At 70.2% G+C, this 15,212-nt stretch carries 15 protein-coding genes and 1 pseudogene; 4 read left to right on the top strand and 12 right to left on the bottom strand.

Annotated features, from left to right (window positions below):
- Positions 1 to 20 precede the first annotated feature (20 nt).
- Positions 21 to 1,139 carry a glycerate kinase gene (locus tag ACFU95_RS08175; RefSeq protein WP_383823665.1) on the top strand — a complete coding sequence of 373 codons (1,119 nt, stop codon included), beginning with the start codon at positions 21 to 23 and terminating at the stop codon, positions 1,137 to 1,139.
- Positions 1,140 to 1,397: 258 nt separating this feature from the next.
- Here the strand turns inward: ACFU95_RS08175 and pssA are convergent, their stop codons facing one another.
- The 8 genes from pssA to ACFU95_RS08135 all read right to left on the bottom strand — a co-directional run bounded on the left by pssA (position 1,398) and on the right by ACFU95_RS08135 (position 9,706).
- The gene (pssA, locus tag ACFU95_RS08170) at positions 1,398 to 2,246 is read right to left on the bottom strand and encodes a CDP-diacylglycerol--serine O-phosphatidyltransferase (protein ID WP_383823455.1); all 849 of its coding nucleotides are present in this window, start codon (positions 2,244 to 2,246) and stop codon (positions 1,398 to 1,400) included.
- On the bottom strand, positions 2,233 to 2,889 hold the full coding sequence (locus tag ACFU95_RS08165) for a phosphatidylserine decarboxylase (RefSeq protein WP_048579466.1): 657 nt from the start codon (positions 2,887 to 2,889) through the stop codon (positions 2,233 to 2,235). Before ACFU95_RS08165 ends, pssA begins: the two co-directional genes overlap by 14 nt.
- A 170-nt stretch (positions 2,890 to 3,059) precedes the next feature.
- Complete coding sequence (locus tag ACFU95_RS08160; protein WP_031475707.1) at positions 3,060 to 4,265, bottom strand: acyl-CoA dehydrogenase family protein; 1,206 nt, start codon at positions 4,263 to 4,265, stop codon at positions 3,060 to 3,062.
- Positions 4,266 to 4,267: 2 nt separating this feature from the next.
- The gene (locus ACFU95_RS08155; RefSeq protein ID WP_030948303.1) at positions 4,268 to 4,780 is read right to left on the bottom strand and encodes a MaoC family dehydratase; all 513 of its coding nucleotides are present in this window, start codon (positions 4,778 to 4,780) and stop codon (positions 4,268 to 4,270) included.
- Between the two features lie 5 nt (positions 4,781 to 4,785).
- Positions 4,786 to 5,745, bottom strand: coding sequence for a CoA ester lyase (locus ACFU95_RS08150; RefSeq protein ID WP_328751602.1), 960 nt, complete (start codon positions 5,743 to 5,745; stop codon positions 4,786 to 4,788).
- A complete protein-coding gene (locus tag ACFU95_RS08145) occupies positions 5,742 to 7,790 on the bottom strand; it encodes a protein meaA (RefSeq protein WP_383823450.1) in 2,049 nt (682 codons plus the stop codon). The genes ACFU95_RS08150 and ACFU95_RS08145 overlap by 4 nt, the downstream gene beginning before the upstream one ends.
- Positions 7,791 to 7,821: 31 nt before the next feature.
- Positions 7,822 to 9,165 carry a crotonyl-CoA carboxylase/reductase gene (gene ccrA / locus ACFU95_RS08140; RefSeq protein WP_383823447.1) on the bottom strand — a complete coding sequence of 448 codons (1,344 nt, stop codon included), beginning with the start codon at positions 9,163 to 9,165 and terminating at the stop codon, positions 7,822 to 7,824.
- Between the two features lie 388 nt (positions 9,166 to 9,553).
- A complete protein-coding gene (locus ACFU95_RS08135; protein WP_383823445.1) occupies positions 9,554 to 9,706 on the bottom strand; it encodes a hypothetical protein in 153 nt (50 codons plus the stop codon).
- Positions 9,707 to 9,718: 12 nt separating this feature from the next.
- Here ACFU95_RS08135 and ACFU95_RS08130 point away from each other — a divergent pair.
- A pseudogene (locus ACFU95_RS08130) lies at positions 9,719 to 9,991 on the top strand (FAD-dependent oxidoreductase); the annotation flags it as partial.
- A gap of 32 nt (positions 9,992 to 10,023) precedes the next feature.
- Positions 10,024 to 10,284, top strand: a complete 261-nt coding sequence (locus tag ACFU95_RS08125; RefSeq protein WP_383823442.1) for a hypothetical protein — start codon at positions 10,024 to 10,026, stop codon at positions 10,282 to 10,284.
- A 100-nt stretch (positions 10,285 to 10,384) separates the two neighbouring features.
- Here the strand turns inward: ACFU95_RS08125 and ACFU95_RS08120 are convergent, their stop codons facing one another.
- The 3 genes from ACFU95_RS08120 to ACFU95_RS08110 form a co-directional block, all read right to left on the bottom strand.
- Positions 10,385 to 10,603, bottom strand: a complete 219-nt coding sequence (locus tag ACFU95_RS08120) for a hypothetical protein (RefSeq protein WP_383823440.1) — start codon at positions 10,601 to 10,603, stop codon at positions 10,385 to 10,387.
- Positions 10,604 to 10,806: 203 nt separating this feature from the next.
- Positions 10,807 to 11,640: a TetR family transcriptional regulator gene (locus ACFU95_RS08115; protein ID WP_383823663.1), complete on the bottom strand. Its 834-nt coding sequence runs from the start codon at positions 11,638 to 11,640 to the stop codon at positions 10,807 to 10,809.
- Between the two features lie 166 nt (positions 11,641 to 11,806).
- The gene (locus ACFU95_RS08110; protein ID WP_383823437.1) at positions 11,807 to 13,624 is read right to left on the bottom strand and encodes a 3-hydroxyacyl-CoA dehydrogenase family protein; all 1,818 of its coding nucleotides are present in this window, start codon (positions 13,622 to 13,624) and stop codon (positions 11,807 to 11,809) included.
- A gap of 385 nt (positions 13,625 to 14,009) precedes the next feature.
- Here ACFU95_RS08110 and ACFU95_RS08105 point away from each other — a divergent pair, with 385 nt between their 5' ends.
- A complete protein-coding gene (locus tag ACFU95_RS08105) occupies positions 14,010 to 14,585 on the top strand; it encodes an adenylosuccinate lyase (protein WP_383823434.1) in 576 nt (191 codons plus the stop codon).
- A 57-nt stretch (positions 14,586 to 14,642) separates the two neighbouring features.
- Here ACFU95_RS08105 and ACFU95_RS08100 read toward each other — a convergent pair whose 3' ends face one another.
- The gene (locus tag ACFU95_RS08100; protein ID WP_383823431.1) at positions 14,643 to 15,182 is read right to left on the bottom strand and encodes a GNAT family N-acetyltransferase; all 540 of its coding nucleotides are present in this window, start codon (positions 15,180 to 15,182) and stop codon (positions 14,643 to 14,645) included.
- Positions 15,183 to 15,212 lie beyond the last annotated feature (30 nt).

The raw sequence follows: 15,212 nt of genomic DNA, 5'->3' as shown, positions 1-15,212 counted from the left end.
AAAATCAGGTGACACAGCGCGTGCTCATCGCCGCGGACAAGTTCAAAGGGTCGCTCACGGCCGTGCAGGTCGCCGAGCGCGTGACCGCAGGTCTGCGCCGGGTCGTGCCGGACGTCGAGGTCGAGGCCATGCCCGTGGCCGACGGCGGCGACGGGACCGTGGACGCGGCGGTCGCGGCCGGCTTCGAGCGGCGGGAGGTCCGGGTCGCCGGGCCCCTCGGGCACGAGGTGACGGCGGCGTTCGCGCTGCGCGACGACACGGCGGTCGTGGAGATGGCGGAGGCGAGCGGCCTGCAGCGACTGCCCGCGGGCGTCTTCGCGCCGCTCACGGCGTCCACCTACGGCTCCGGAGAGCTGCTGCGGGCCGCGCTGGACGCGGGCGCCCGCACGATCGTGTTCGGGGTCGGCGGCAGCGCCACCACGGACGGCGGCGCCGGAATGCTGAGCGCGCTGGGCGCGCGCTTCCTGGACGCGGACGGGGAACCCGTGCCGCCGGGCGGGGGCGGCCTGGGTGACCTGGCCACCGCCGACCTCTCCGGCCTGGACCCGAGGCTGTCCTCCGTCGAGCTGGTGCTCGCCAGCGACGTCGACAATCCGCTGACCGGTCCGAAGGGCGCGCCCGCCGTGTACGGCCCGCAGAAGGGCGCCTCCCCGGACGACGTGGCGACGCTGGATGCCGCGCTCGCGCACTTCGCGAAGGTGCTGGAGGGGCCGGTCGGCCCCAGGGCGGCCGAGCACGCCGCGTCGCCGGGCGCGGGAGCGGCGGGCGGCATCGGCTACGGCGCCCTGCTGATCGGCGCGGGCTTCCGGCCCGGCATCGAGGTCATGCTCGACGTCCTGGGCTTCGCGCCCGCGCTGGAGCGGGCCGACCTGGTCATCACCGGCGAGGGCTCCCTCGACGAGCAGACGCTGCACGGCAAGGCCCCGGCGGGCGTCGCCGCCGCCGCCCGCGCGGCCGGCAAGGAGGTCGTCGCCGTGTGCGGTCGCCTCGCGCTGGCCCCCGAGGCGCTCGGCCGGGCCGGTATCCGGCGGGCGTACCCCCTGACGGAGATCGAACCGGACGTGGCCAAGTGCATCGCGGACGCGGGCCCGATCCTGGAACGCTCGGCAGAACGCCTCGCCCGAGACTTCCTGTCCTGACCCGCATTCCTCCTTCGCCCCTGCGGGGCTGCGCCCCCCCGCAGACCCCCGCTTTCGGCCCTTGAGGGGCCTAGTCCTCGGGCTGAACCACTCAGCCTCTCCGGCGTTTGAGGAGCGGGGTCTGGGGCGGAGCCCCAGAAGGATGGGACGGGTAGGGGCGGCGGGGGCGAAGGAATCCCGAGGTCCCCACCGGTGCCGGGCGCCGGACATGCGAAGGGCCCCGAACCAACCCGGTCCGGGGCCCCACCCAGCGGAGCGCTACGGCAGCTGCGCCGCCCGCGCCTCACGTCGGTTGTCGCGGAAGTTGTTCACCCGGCGGGCCGTGGCGAACAGCGGGATGACCGCGCCCGTCACCAGCTGCAGCGCGCAGCCGGTCTGGAGGAGGAGCTGGCCGCTCGGGGCGTCGAAGGCCCAGGCCGCCAGCAGACCCATCGACACGACGATCCAGGACAGCATCGCCACCGCGAGGCGCCCCCGCGGCTTCGGGTACTCGACGCGGCTCACCATCAGCCAGGCCGTACCCAGAATCGCCAGCAGCGTCGCCACGAAGGGCAGCTCGAGGAGCACGATCGAGACCACCGTCAGCGCTCCGAACGGCGAGGGCATGCCCTGGAACATCCCGTTGGGGACCGTCACGCACGAGAACCGGGCGAGTCTCAGCACCACCGCGAGCAGCACGACGATCGCGCCGACCGCCGCCACCCGCTCGTGCGCGTCGTTGGCGACCATGCCGTAGACCAGGACGAAGTACGCCGGGGCCAGGCCGAAGCTGATCAGGTCCGAGAGGTTGTCCAGCTCCGCGCCCATGGGGGAGGAGCGCAGCTTCCTCGCCACCAGGCCGTCGAACAGGTCGAAGACCGCCGCGCACAGCATCAGGATGACCGCCGTGGCCGCGCTGTTGCGGGCCATGCCCAGGTCGTCACCCGAGAGGTGCGGGATCAGAATACCGGTGGTGGTGAAGTACACCGCCATGAAGCCGCACGTGGCGTTGCCGAGGGTGAGGGTGTCCGCTATCGACAGGCGGAGAGAAAGAGGCATCTCCTCCTCGTCGACCTCGTCGGCCTCGGGCACCCAGCCCGACTGTGTCTCAGGATCAATCACGGTCAATGCGAGTCACCCCAGCCACGGTCTTCTGCCCGACCTCGACCGCGACCTCCACGCCCTCGGGCAGGTAGATGTCGACACGCGAGCCGAAGCGGATCAGACCGATACGGTCGCCCTGCTCGACCTTCGTGCCCTGCGGGATGTAGGGAACGATGCGGCGGGCCACCGCGCCGGCGATCTGGATCATCTCGATATCACCGAGTTCGGTGTCGAAATGCCAGACTACGCGCTCGTTGTTCTCGCTCTCCTTGTTGAACGCCGGAACGAACCCGCCGGGGATGTGCTCCACGGACGTCACGGTGCCGGAGAGCGGCGCACGGTTGACGTGGACGTTGAGCGGGCTCATGAAGATCGCGACGCGGGTGCGGCCGTCCTTCCACGGCATGATGCTCTGCACCACACCGTCGGCGGGCGAGATGACCCGGCCCTGGGCGATCTCGCGCTCGGGGTCGCGGAAGAACCACAGCATGCCCGCCGCGAGCGCGGTGGCGGGTACGGCCACGGCCTTGGCGACGCCGGAGCGGCGTGCGCGGGCCAGGCTGAGGGCTGCGGTGGCGACGGTCGGGAGAAGCCACGGCGATGCTCCGCGCGCGAGGCGTACGCCGGCCCGGCTGTCGCGAGGTGCAGAGGTTTGGCTGTGGGGCATGGATGACCTTCGTAGCGGATGATGCCGCGCTTCGACGGGGGACGGCGGCTTTCCCGGGATCGTACCGGTCGTGGGCCACAACTGGGCAAGCCAGGAAGTCGAGTCGGCGGCCGAAGAGTGCTGACGGGGTGTGATCTTCTTCTCGAAGAAAACACCCCCAACACGGACATCTAGCCCTGGAACCGATACTCTTCGAGCAGCCTGCGACCGATGATCATTTTCTGGATCTCGGCGGTACCTTCACCGATGAGCAGCATCGGAGCCTCACGGTAGAGGCGCTCGATCTCGTACTCCTTGGAGAAGCCGTAGCCGCCGTGGATCCGGAAGGCGTCTTCGACGACCTCCTTGCAGTATTCGGAGGCGAGGTACTTCGCCATCCCTGCTTCGAGGTCGTTTCGCTCCCCGGAGTCCTTTTTGCGTGCCGCGTTCACCATCATGGCATGCGCCGCCTCGACCTTGGTAGCCATCTCGGCCAGCTTGAACTGGATGGCCTGGTGCTGGGCGATCGGCTTGCCGAAAGTGTGCCGCTGCTGGGCGTACTGAACGCCCAGCTCGAACGCACGCTGAGCGACACCGCAGCCACGGGCCGCCACATTGACGCGCCCGACCTCGACGCCGTCCATCATTTGGTAAAAACCTCGGCCGGTGACGCCGCCGAGCACCCGATTGGCCGGAATGCGCAGGCCGTCCATGATGAGTTCGGTCGTGTCGACGCCCTTGTAACCCATCTTGTCGATCTTGCCCGGGATGGTGAGGCCGGGGCGGACCTCTCCGAAGCCGGGCTCCTTCTCGACGAGGAAGGTCGTCATCGACTTGTGGGGCGCGGTGCCCTCGGGGTGTCCTTCGTCACTTCGGACGAGAACGGCGACCAGACTTGACGTGCCGCCGTTCGTCAGCCACATCTTCTGGCCGTTCAGGACGTACTCCTCGCCGTCCTTCACCGCCTTCGACGTGATGGCCGACACATCGGAGCCCAGGCCCGGCTCCGACATCGAGAAGGCGCCGCGGATGTCGCCGGCCGCCATGCGCGGCAGGAAGTGGTCCTTCTGCTCCTGCGTGCCGTGCTGCTTGAGCATGTACGCCACGATGAAGTGCGTGTTGATGATGCCGGAGACCGACATCCAGCCGCGGGCGATCTCCTCGACGCACAGGGCGTACGTCAGGAGCGACTCGCCCAGACCGCCGTACTCCTCGGGGATCATCAGACCGAAGAGGCCCAATTCCTTGAGGCCGTCGACGATCTGCTGCGGGTACTCGTCGCGGTGTTCCAGCTCGGTCGCGACCGGGATGATCTCCTTGTCCACGAAGTCACGGACGGTGGAGAGGATCTCCTGCTGAATGTCGGTCAGACCGGCGGTCTGGGCGAGTCGCGCCATGGCTACTTCTCCTGCTCCTTGAGCTCGGGGCGGCCCGGCTGCTCGCCGCCGCGCTCCTTGATGTAGGTCTCGGTCGGCACCATCACCTTGCGGCGGAAGACACACACCAGGGTGCCGTCCTGCTTGTAGCCCTTGGTCTCGACGTAGACGATGCCGCGGTCGTTCTTCGACTTCGACGGCCACTTGTCCAGCACCGTCGTCTGGCCGTAGATCGTGTCGCCGTGGAAGGTCGGCGCCACGTGCTTCAGCGACTCGATCTCCAGGTTGGCGATGGCCTTGCCGGAGATGTCCGGCACGGACATGCCGAGCAGGAGGGAGTAGATGTAGTTGCCCACGACGACGTTCTTGCCGAAGTCCGTCGTCTTCTCCGCATAGTTCGTGTCCATGTGGAGCGGGTGGTGGTTCATGGTGAGGAGACAGAACAGGTGGTCGTCGTACTCCGTGACCGTCTTGCCCGGCCAGTGCTTGTACGTCGCCCCGACCTCGAACTCCTCGTAGGTGCGTCCGAACTGCATCGCGCTCAGGCCTCCGGGATCTCGAACTTCGACGTGCGCTGCATGCCGGCCGCACGCCCCTTGCCGGAGATGACCAGCGCCATCTTGCGGCTGGCCTCGTCGATCATCTCGTCGCCGATCATCGCCGAGCCCTTCTTGCCGCCCGCCTCGGACGTGAAGTACTCGTACGCGTCCAGGATCAGCTCGGCGTGGTCGTAGTCCTCCTGCGACGGCGAGAAGATCTCGTTGGACGCCTCGACCTGGCCCGGGTGCAGCACCCACTTGCCGTCGAAGCCGAGGGCCGCGGCACGCTGGGCGACCTCGCGGTAGCCGTCGACGTTGCGGATCTGGAGGTAGGGGCCGTCGATCGCCTGGAGGTTGTTGGCGCGGGCGGCCATGAGGATCTTCATCAGGATGTAGTGGTAGGCGTCCGCCGGGTAGCCGGGCGGCTGCTCGCCCACGACCAGCGACTTCATGTTGATCGACGCCATGAAGTCGGCCGGGCCGAAGATGATCGTCTCGACCCGCTGGGAGGCCGTCGCGATCTCGTTGACGTTGTTCAGGCCCTGGGCGTTCTCGATCTGCGCCTCGATGCCGATCTTGCCGACCTCGAAGCCCATCGTCTTCTCGATCTGGGTGAGGAGGAGGTCCAGGGCGACGACCTGCTGGGCCGTCTGCACCTTCGGCAGCATGATGCAGTCGAGGTTCTGGCCGGCCCCCTCGACGACCGTGACGACGTCGCGGTACGTCCACTCGGTCGTCCAGTCGTTGACGCGCACGACCCGTGTCTTGCCCGTCCAGTCGCCCTCGTTGAGGAACTTGACGATGGTGTGCCGCGCCTCGGGCTTGGCGAGGGGGGCGCACGCGTCCTCCAGGTCGAGGAAGACCTGGTCCGCCGGGAGGCCCTGCGCCTTCTCCAGGAAGCGGGGGTTGCTTCCCGGCACCGCGAGACACGAGCGGCGGGGACGCAGACGGTTGACGGTCATGCGGGGACCTCCAGAGGGTCGAGCTTGTTCGCTTTCCGGATCTCGTCGACGATGCGGCCGATGATTCCGGTGATGTCGAAGTCCTTCGGGGTGAAGACGGCGGCCACACCGGCGGCCCGGAGCTGCTCGGCGTCACCATTCGGGATGATGCCACCGGCGATCACGGGTATATCTGTGGCACCGGCCACACGGAGCCGCTCCAGGACGTCCGGCACCAGCTGGGCGTGCGAGCCGGAGAGGATCGACAGGCCCACCGCGTGCACGTCCTCCGCCAGGGCCGCGTCCACGATCTGCTCGGGCGTCAGCCGGATCCCCTGGTAGACCACCTCGAACCCGGCGTCACGCGCCCGCACGGCGATCTGCTCGGCACCGTTGGAGTGCCCGTCCAGGCCCGGCTTGCCGACCAGGAAGCGGAGCTTGCCGACGCCGAGGTCCTTGGCGGTCACGTCGACACGGCGGCGGACGTCGGCCATGGCCGAGCCCTCCTCCGCGGGGACCGCCACCGGCGCCGACGAGACCCCCGTGGGCGCCCGGAACTCGCCGAACACCTCCCGCAGGGCCCCGGACCACTCGCCGGTCGTGACGCCGGCGCGGGCGCACTCCAGGGTGGCCTCCATGAGGTTGCCGGTGCCCTTGGCGGCCTCCTTCAGCTTCTCCAGCGCCTTGCACGGGCGCGGGTGGTTGAAAGGCGGCTGGTAGCGCGTGTCGCGCCAGTTCTGCAGTCCCGCGATGACCCGCGCCTCCACCGCCGGGTCCACCGTCTGGATCGCGGTGTCCAGGTCGGACGTCAGCGGGTTCGGCTCGGTCGTCTCGAAGATGTTGACGCCGATGATCTTCTCTCGCCCGGACTCGATCCGGGCGCGGCGCTCGGCGTGCGAGGAGACGAGCTGCGACTTGAGGTAGCCCGACTCGACGGCGGCCATCGCGCCGCCCATCTCCTGGATCCGGTCGATCTCGGCGAGCGACTCCTCGACGAGCTTGGTGACCTTCGCCTCGATGACGTGCGAGCCCTCGAAGATGTCCTCGTACTCCAGCAGGTCGCTCTCGTGCGCCAGGACCTGCTGGATCCGCAGCGACCACTGCTGGTCCCAGGGCCGGGGCAGGCCCAGCGCCTCGTTCCAGGCGGGCAGCTGCACGGCACGCGCGCGTGCGTCCTTCGAGAGGGTCACGGCCAGCATCTCGAGGACGATCCGCTGGACGTTGTTCTCCGGCTGCGCCTCGGTCAGACCGAGGGAGTTGACCTGGACGCCGTACCGGAAGCGGCGCTGCTTGGGGTTCTCGATGCCGTACCGCTCGCGCGTGACCTTGTCCCATATCCGCCCGAACGCCCGCATCTTGCACATCTCCTCGATGAAGCGGACGCCCGCGTTCACGAAGAAGGAGATACGGGCCACGACGTCCCCGAACTTCTCGGCGGGGACCTGCCCTGAGTCGCGTACGGCATCGAGAACCGCGATCGCGGTGGACATCGCGTACGCGATCTCCTGGACCGGCGTGGCGCCCGCTTCCTGTAGGTGGTAGCTACAGATGTTGATCGGGTTCCACTTCGGGATGTGGGAGACCGTGTACGCGATCATGTCCGTCGTCAGCCGGAGTGAGGGCCCCGGCGGGAAGACGTGGGTCCCCCGCGACAGGTACTCCTTGACGATGTCGTTCTGGGTCGTGCCCTGGAGCCTGGTGATGTCCGCGCCCTGCTCCTCGGCGACGACCTGATAGAGCGCCAGCAGCCACATGGCGGTGGCGTTGATCGTCATCGAGGTGTTCATCTGCTCCAGGGGGATGTCCTGGAACAGCCGGCGCATGTCACCGAGGTGCGCGACGGGCACGCCGACCCGGCCGACCTCGCCGCGGGCGAGGATGTGGTCGGAGTCGTAGCCGGTCTGCGTCGGCAGGTCGAACGCGACCGACAGGCCGGTCTGTCCCTTGGCGAGGTTGCGCCGGTACAGCTCGTTGGACGCCTCGGCCGTGGAGTGACCGGCGTACGTGCGCATGAGCCACGGCCGGTCCTTCTCCCGCGCGCCTTCGGCGGGCTGACGCTCAGTCATCTATGACCTCGGGTGTCTCAGATGTCGCGGATCAGATGTTGCGGAAGCGGTTGATGCCGTCGATGTGCTTGGCGCGCATCTCCTCGTCGCGCACGCCGAGGCCCTCCTCGGGGGCGAGGCACAGCACGCCGACCTTGCCCTGGTGGAGGTTGCGGTGCACGTCGTAGGCCGCCTGGCCGGTCTCCTCCAGGGAGTAGACCTTCGACAGGGTGGGGTGGATCTTGCCCTTCGCGATGAGCCGGTTGGCCTCCCAGGCCTCGCGGTAGTTGGCGAAGTGCGAGCCGATGATCCGCTTCAGCGACATCCACAGGTAGCGGTTGTCGTACTCGTGGTTGTAGCCCGAGGTCGAGGCGCAGGTGACGATGGTGCCGCCCTTGCGCGTGACGTAGACCGAGGCGCCGAAGGTCTCGCGGCCGGGGTGCTCGAAGACGATGTCGACGTCCTCGCCGCCGGTGAGCTCGCGGATGCGCTTGCCGAAGCGCTTCCACTCCTTCGGGTCCTGGTTGTGCTCGTCCTTCCAGAACTTGTAGCCCTCGGCGTTGCGGTCGATGATCGCCTCGGCGCCCATCGCCCGGCAGATGTCCGCCTTCTGCTCGCTGGAGACGACGCAGATCGGGTTGGCGCCACCGGCCAGCGCGAACTGGGTGGCGTAGGAGCCGAGCCCGCCGCTCGCGCCCCAGATCAGGACGTTGTCGCCCTGCTTCATGCCGGCGCCGTTGCGGGAGACCAGCTGGCGGTAGGCGGTGGAGTTGACCAGACCGGGAGCGGCGGCCTCCTCCCAGCTCAGGTGGCCGGGCTTCGGCATCAGCTGGTTGGACTTGACCAGGGCGATCTCGGCGAGGCCGCCGAAGTTGGTCTCGAAGCCCCAGATGCGCTGCTCGGGGTCGAGCATGGTGTCGTTGTGGCCGTCGCTGGACTCCAGCTCGACGGACAGACAGTGCGCGACGACCTCGTCACCGGGCTTCCAGGAGTTGACGCCCGGGCCGGTGCGCAGGACGACGCCCGCGAGGTCGGAGCCGATGATGTGGTACGGCAGGTCATGGCGCTTGGTGAGCTCGCTGAGCTTGCCGTAGCGCTCCAGGAAACCGAAGGTCGACAGGGGCTCGAAGATCGAGGTCCAGACCGAGTTGTAGTTGACCGAGGAGGCCATGACGGCCACCAGGGCCTCGCCCGGTCCGAGTTCCGGCACCGGCACGTCGTCCAGGTGGATCGACTTGCGCGGGTCCTTGTCGCGGGTCTCCAGGCCCGCGAACATCTCCGTCTCGTCCTTGTGCACGGTGATCGCGCGGTACGACTCGGGGAGCGGCAGAGCGGCGAAGTCGGCCGGCGTCGATTCCGGCGACTGGATCGCGTCCAGGATGTCCTTCGTGGTCACGTGTTGCCTCCGGCGGTACGCACCCTGAGGGAGGGGTGCTGAGGGTTACGTCGGTGCTGCTGAGGGTTTTTGGTGGGTGCCGTCGGTTCGGCGGATGGTGCTGTTCGGCAGCGCTTTGTGGCGCGGGAGGTTGCCTGTGACGCAGGCGCCGGGCGCGCAGACCCCGGGAGGGGTTTGCGGGGACAGCCGACGTACGAAAGGTCTCTGCACGCCGGCCGCCCGGACTCCTTCAACGTATGGCACGGCGTGTCATACGGCAAGGCACCGAGTGCCACGACTTGCTCTCAGATGAAATCTTTACGTAACAAATGAGCGATGATCGATCAAAGCTACCGACGAGTAGGTGCTAATCGGGTCTATCGGTCGCCCCGCGACCACTCAGAGGGCCTCAAGCGCCGCACCTCGTCCGGATCGCCGGTGGGCGGACCGTGCCCACCGCCTCGGCGTCGATGGTGATCGGCAGGCTCATCCCTGACAGCACCCCGCGCATCCGCCGCGCCTGCTCGGCGGTGTGCGTGGCGGGGCGCCGGGTGCGCAGCACCTCGTGATCAGCATGTTGAAGGCGGTGACGCGCCCGATGTCACAGGCGATCTCCTGGGCGAGTTCGGGTGTGAGGACGTCACCGGGGCCCGGGCCCGCCGCCCGGGCCGGGTTCCTGGTGGAGCGCCAATGGGCCGTGGATCCCGGGCAGTTCGCGGACACGCAGGCCGAGCGGCTGCGGCGCGACGGGGCCGAGCTGGTGGAGGGTGTGCGGGTGACGGCGGTGCGGGAGGGCGCGGAGCGGGTCGAGGTCCGGACGACCGCGGGAACCTGGCAGGCGGACGCGGTGGTGATCGCGCGGGTATCCGGTCCCGCGAGGTGTGCGCCTCGCTCGGCCTGCGGATCGAGGTGGCCGCCGGGAAGGGCTACAACTGCTCCGTGCCGACCGGGCCACCGCCGAGGCGGCTGGTCCACCTGGGCTCGGCGAAGGAGGTGCCGGCCCCGATGGGCAAGGGGGGGCGGGTCGCGGGGACGATGGAGTTCGACCGGGACCCGGACCGCTTCCGGCAGGGCCGCGTGGAGGCGCTGGTGGCGGCCGCGCGGCCCTATCTGCCGGGGGCCGCAACATGCTGGGCCTGATGTTGGCCCCGGCCACGGGACGGCTGGTGGCCGGGCTCCTGAGGGGGGAGGCGGACCCGGGGCCGGCGGCGAGGTTCGCCCCGGGTCGGTCGGTCCCGCGCTAGGCGCCCAGACCGAGCAGCGCCACCTGAAGAGGCAGTGCCGGCTCCTCGGGGAGGGCGGGTGGCTCCTCACCGCGGCCCGTGTGCGTGGGCGGGACGGCGCGCAGGCCCTTTATGCCCTCGGCGGCCCACTTCGCGTCCGTGGCGGGGAGGGACAGGGTCATGCGCCGCCCGTCGGCCAGCGTGGCCTCGAGCCTGGTCGGGTCGTTCGTCTGCATGGCAACCCACTTCCGTCGCACACCATGAAGATCATGCTTCGACCTGGAAGACGGATGAGCCGCCGCGATGGTTCCCGCCGAGGACCCATCGCGAACCCCCGGGGAAGCGCCGGGGCCTGGCGCGCCCTGGACCTGCGTCCGTGTCCTGCCTGCCTGCCTGCAAGCCTGCCTGCCCGGCCCTCGCCCCGCGCCCGCCGTCGGCCCTAGGCCCGCTCCTTCAGCGCCTGCTCGATGGTCCGCATCACCTCGTCGAGCGGCGCGTCGGTCCGCGCGACGGTCACCAGCACCTCACCCTGCGCGGCCACGGAGGCCGGCGCCGTACGCGGCGCGGCGGTGTCCCGGCCCGCGCCGATGCCCGTCCCGAACGTCCTCCGTACGATCGCGAAGGCATGGTCGAGCTGCGCCTCCACGTCGCCCTGGCCGCCGGCCCGCAGCCAGCGCCGCAGGACGTGGTTGTGGGCGGTGACCACGGCGGACGCGGCGACCTCCGCCAGCAGCGGGTCGTCGTTGGCGTCGTCGTCGTGGGCGTGCTCGTCGAAGTGGCCGAGGAGATAGCGGGTGAAGAGGCGCTCGTAGCGGGCCACCGACGCGATCTCCGCCTCGCGCAGGGTGGGCACCTCGCGCGTCAGCTTGTAGCGGGCGACCGAGATCTCCGGCCGGGCCGCGTACATCCGCATGACCTCCTTGATGCCACGGCACACGGTGTCGAGCGGGTGCTCATGGGCCGGGGCGGCGTTGAGCACCGCCTCGGCGCGGATCAGGGTGTCGTCGTGGTCCGGGAAGATCGCCTCTTCCTTGGAGCGGAAGTGGCGGAAGAACGTGCGGCGGGCGACCCCGGCCGCGGCCGCGATCTCGTCGACGGTGGTCGCCTCGTACCCCTTGGTCGCGAACAGCTCCATCGCCGCGGCCGCCAGTTCGCGGCGCATCTTGAGCCGTTGGGCGGCCGCGCGACTGCCGGCGGCACTTTCCGGCGCGTCGGACGTGGCTGGTGTACGTGAGGACTTGGCGGGCTGGGACATGACCCGAACGTACTGCATGTGCGCAGCTTGTTGCGCATGCACGGGGTTTCCCCCGCCCTCGGCGGGCGGGGGAGGGCCGGGTTCGGCGGGCGGGGCCGAGCCGCGCAGGGAGACCGGCGGCGGGCTGCCGGGGTCCAGCAGCCCGCCCCACTCCTGACCTGCTCCGAACCAGTCCCCGGGCCGCTCAGCGCCGGGCATGTTCGCGGAAGCCACGGCCGGTCTTGCGGCCGAGGCAGCCCGCGGCCACCAGGTGCTCCAGGAGCGGCGCCGGAGCGAGACCCGGGTCGCGGAACTCGCGGTGCAGGACCTTCTCGATCGCCAGGGAGACGTCGAGTCCGACGACGTCCAGCAGCTCGAACGGGCCCATCGGGTAGCCGCCGCCCAGCTTCATCGCCGCGTCGATGTCGTCGAGCGTCGCGTAGTGCTCCTCCACCATCTTGATCGCGTTGTTCAGGTACGGGAACAGCAGCGCGTTCACGATGAAGCCGGCCCGGTCGCCGCAGTCCACGGCGTGCTTCCTGATCCGGCCGCAGACCTCGCGGATGGTGGAGTGGACGTCGTCGGCGGTGAGCACCGTGCGGACGACCTCGACCAGCTTCATCGCCGGTGCCGGGTTGAAGAAGTGCATGCCGATCACGTCCTGCGGACGCGAGGTGGCACGGGCGCAGGCGACGACGGGGAGCGACGAGGTCGTGGTGGCCAGCACCGCGCCCGGCTTGCAGACCTTGTCCAGCGTCGCGAACAACTGCTGCTTGATCTCCAGGTCCTCGGCGATGGCCTCCACGGCCAGATCGACGTCGGCGAACGCGTCGTACGAACCCGCCGCGGTGATCAGGTCCAGGGTCTGCGCGGCGGCCTCCGCGGTCATCCGACCCTTGTCGACAGAGCGCGAAAGCGACTTGCCGATACGGGCCTTCGCGGCCTGCGCCTTCTCCTCGCTGCGGGCGGCCAGCACGACCTCGTACCCGGCCTTGGCGAAGACCTCCGCGATCCCGGACGCCATGGTGCCGGAGCCCGCGACACCGACGGAGCGGACCGTCCGGCCGGGGGCCAGGGCGGCGCCGTCCAGCGGCGTCAGCGCGTCCCGCACGACGGTGGCGCTGCCCGGCGCCTCGTACGTGTAGAAGCCGCGGCCCGACTTACGGCCCGTCAGGCCCGCCTCGCCGAGCTGCTTGAGGATCGGCGCGGGGGCGTGCAGCCGGTCGCGGGACTCGGCGTACATGGCCTCCAGGACCCGGCGCGCGGTGTCGATGCCGATCAGGTCGAGCAGGGCCAGCGGCCCCATCGGCAGTCCGCAGCCCAGCCGCATCGCGGCGTCGATGTCCTCGCGGGAGGCGTACTTCGCCTCGTACATCGCGGCCGCCTGGTTGAGGTAGCCGAACAGCAGCCCGTCGGCGACGAACCCGGGCCGGTCACCGACCGCGACGGGCTCCTTGCCGAGGTCGAGGGCGAGGTTGGTGACCGCGGTGACGGCCGCCGGCGAGGTCAGCACGGAGGACACGACCTCGACCAGGCGCATCGCCGGCGCCGGGTTGAAGAAGTGCAGTCCGAGCACGCGCTCGGGGCGGGCCGAGTCGGCGGCCAGCCGCGTGACCGACAGGGCGTTGGTGCCGGTCGCCAGGATCGTCCCCGGGCGCACGATCCCGTCCAGCTCGCGGAAGATCTGCTGCTTGGTCTCGTACGACTCCGGCGCCACCTCGATGACCAGGTCCGCGTCGGCCGCGGCCCGCAGGTCGGTGAAGGTGCGGACGCGGGCGAGTGTCTCGGCGCGCTCCTCCTCGGTCAGCCGGCCGCGCTCCACGGCGCGGGCGGTCGAGGTCTCCAGCGCGGCGACGGCCTGGGCGGCCGCGGCCTCGCTGATGTCGATGCCGATGACCTCGCGACCGGCCTTGGCCAGGATCTCGGCGATGCCGGTGCCCATGGTGCCGAGGCCGACGACGGCAACGGTCCTGAGCGGGGACAGAGGGGTGTCGGACGAGGTGTCGGACAGGGGAGTGGCCATCGCGGGACTCCAGGAATGAGGGTGACGACTGGAAACGCGCCCGGGTGCGCCGAGGAGGCGCACCGGGTGCGGAAAGGAGTGAGTGCGGGTGTTGCCGGGCTACTGGCGCACACGCCCGGTGCCGTCGCCGAGCGCGTGCACACGCGCCGGGGAACGGCGGATTCGACCGGCCCTGTCCCGGAGCCGGGTCGTACTGAGGTACCTGAGGTACCTGAGGTACCGAACCGACCGGCACTCGCGGCGGCTGCGTCACCAGGCCGCCGCAAGTAGATCCGCGAGTGGGTGACTCGCTCGAATGAGCTTAACCGGTGGGTAACGAGCGCGCCAGACCTCGTCTTTGTGATGTAGGTCCCGTGGCGCGGGCCGCTTGCATACGCTCGCCTTCATGGACGAAGAGTTGCGATCACTCACGGAGCGCTTACGGCAGGAGTCCGGGGCGTCGGCCGCGTACGACCACCTCGTGGCGACCGGGGACCTCGACGGACTGGCCGACGTGCTCACCGCGCCCGGACAGCCGCTGTGGGCCAGGGAGCTGGCCGCGTTCCGGCTGGGCCTTGCCGGGGACCGGCGGGCCTTCGAGGCTCTCGTCCTGCTGCTCAACCACCGCGATCCGCAGCGCTGTGTCTCCGCCGCCCACGCCCTGGCCCGGCTCGGTGACCCGCGCACGGCCCGTGCGGCGGCCGCCCTCGCGACCAATGAACTCCGGGTCGCCTACGCCCTGCACCCGGTCCGGCTCCTGGTCGAGCTGCGCGCCCCCGAGGCCGTGCCCGCCCTGATCACCACCCTGGAGCGCCGTCTGCGCCCGCACGACCCGTACCGCCGCGTGGCCCTCGCCTGTGTGGAGGGCCTCGGCGACCTCGGGGACAAGCGGGCCAGACGTGTCCTGAACGAGGCACTGGCCCACCCGGCGCTGGCAGAGGCGGCGGTTCAGGCGCTGGCGCGGATCCCTCGGCAGCGGTGAGCGTTCCCACCGGCCGGCGGTGGCCGGTCGGGGCGAACCGCGCGGGGGAGGTCCCGGTCAGGCCGGTGCCTGCGCCCGCGCGTACCTCACCTCGGGCACCGCCACCCCGTCCACCTCGAAGGGCTCCTCGGCGCCGTCCGGGCGGAAGCCCGCCCGCTCGTAGAAGCGCCGGGCGCCGGCGTTGTCCTTGAGGACCCACAGGAGTACGCGGGTGTGTCCGGCGGCCGTGCAGCGGCGCAGCGACTCCTGGAGCAGGGCCTGCCCGATGCCGTCGCCGTAGCACCCGGAGTCCACGTAGATGGCGTACAACTCGGCGTCCTCGGTGCGTACATCACCGTCCCGGTACGGGCCGTGGCAGGCCCAGCCGACGACCTTGCCGTCCCGCTCCGCGACCAGGTTGAGCACGCTGCCGTCGGCCTGCGAGAGGTGGGCGCGGCGGCGCTCGGCGTCCCGCGCCACGTCCAGGGCGTCCAGATACGACTGCGGAACCAGGCCCTGGTAGGCGCTCTGCCAGCCGCCGACGCGGATCTCGGCGACGCGCTCGCAGTCGGACAGGGTCATGGGGCGGATCAGTGTCCGTATGCCGTCGTCGTTCATGACGGGCACCGTAGATGCCGCCCGTCGGCG

The sequence above is a fragment of the Streptomyces sp. NPDC057623 genome, assembly GCF_042800355.1.
In the GTDB taxonomy this organism is placed as follows: domain Bacteria; phylum Actinomycetota; class Actinomycetes; order Streptomycetales; family Streptomycetaceae; genus Streptomyces.
Note: the sequence above shows the minus strand (reverse complement) of the source record. Positions and strands in the feature narration are given on the sequence as shown.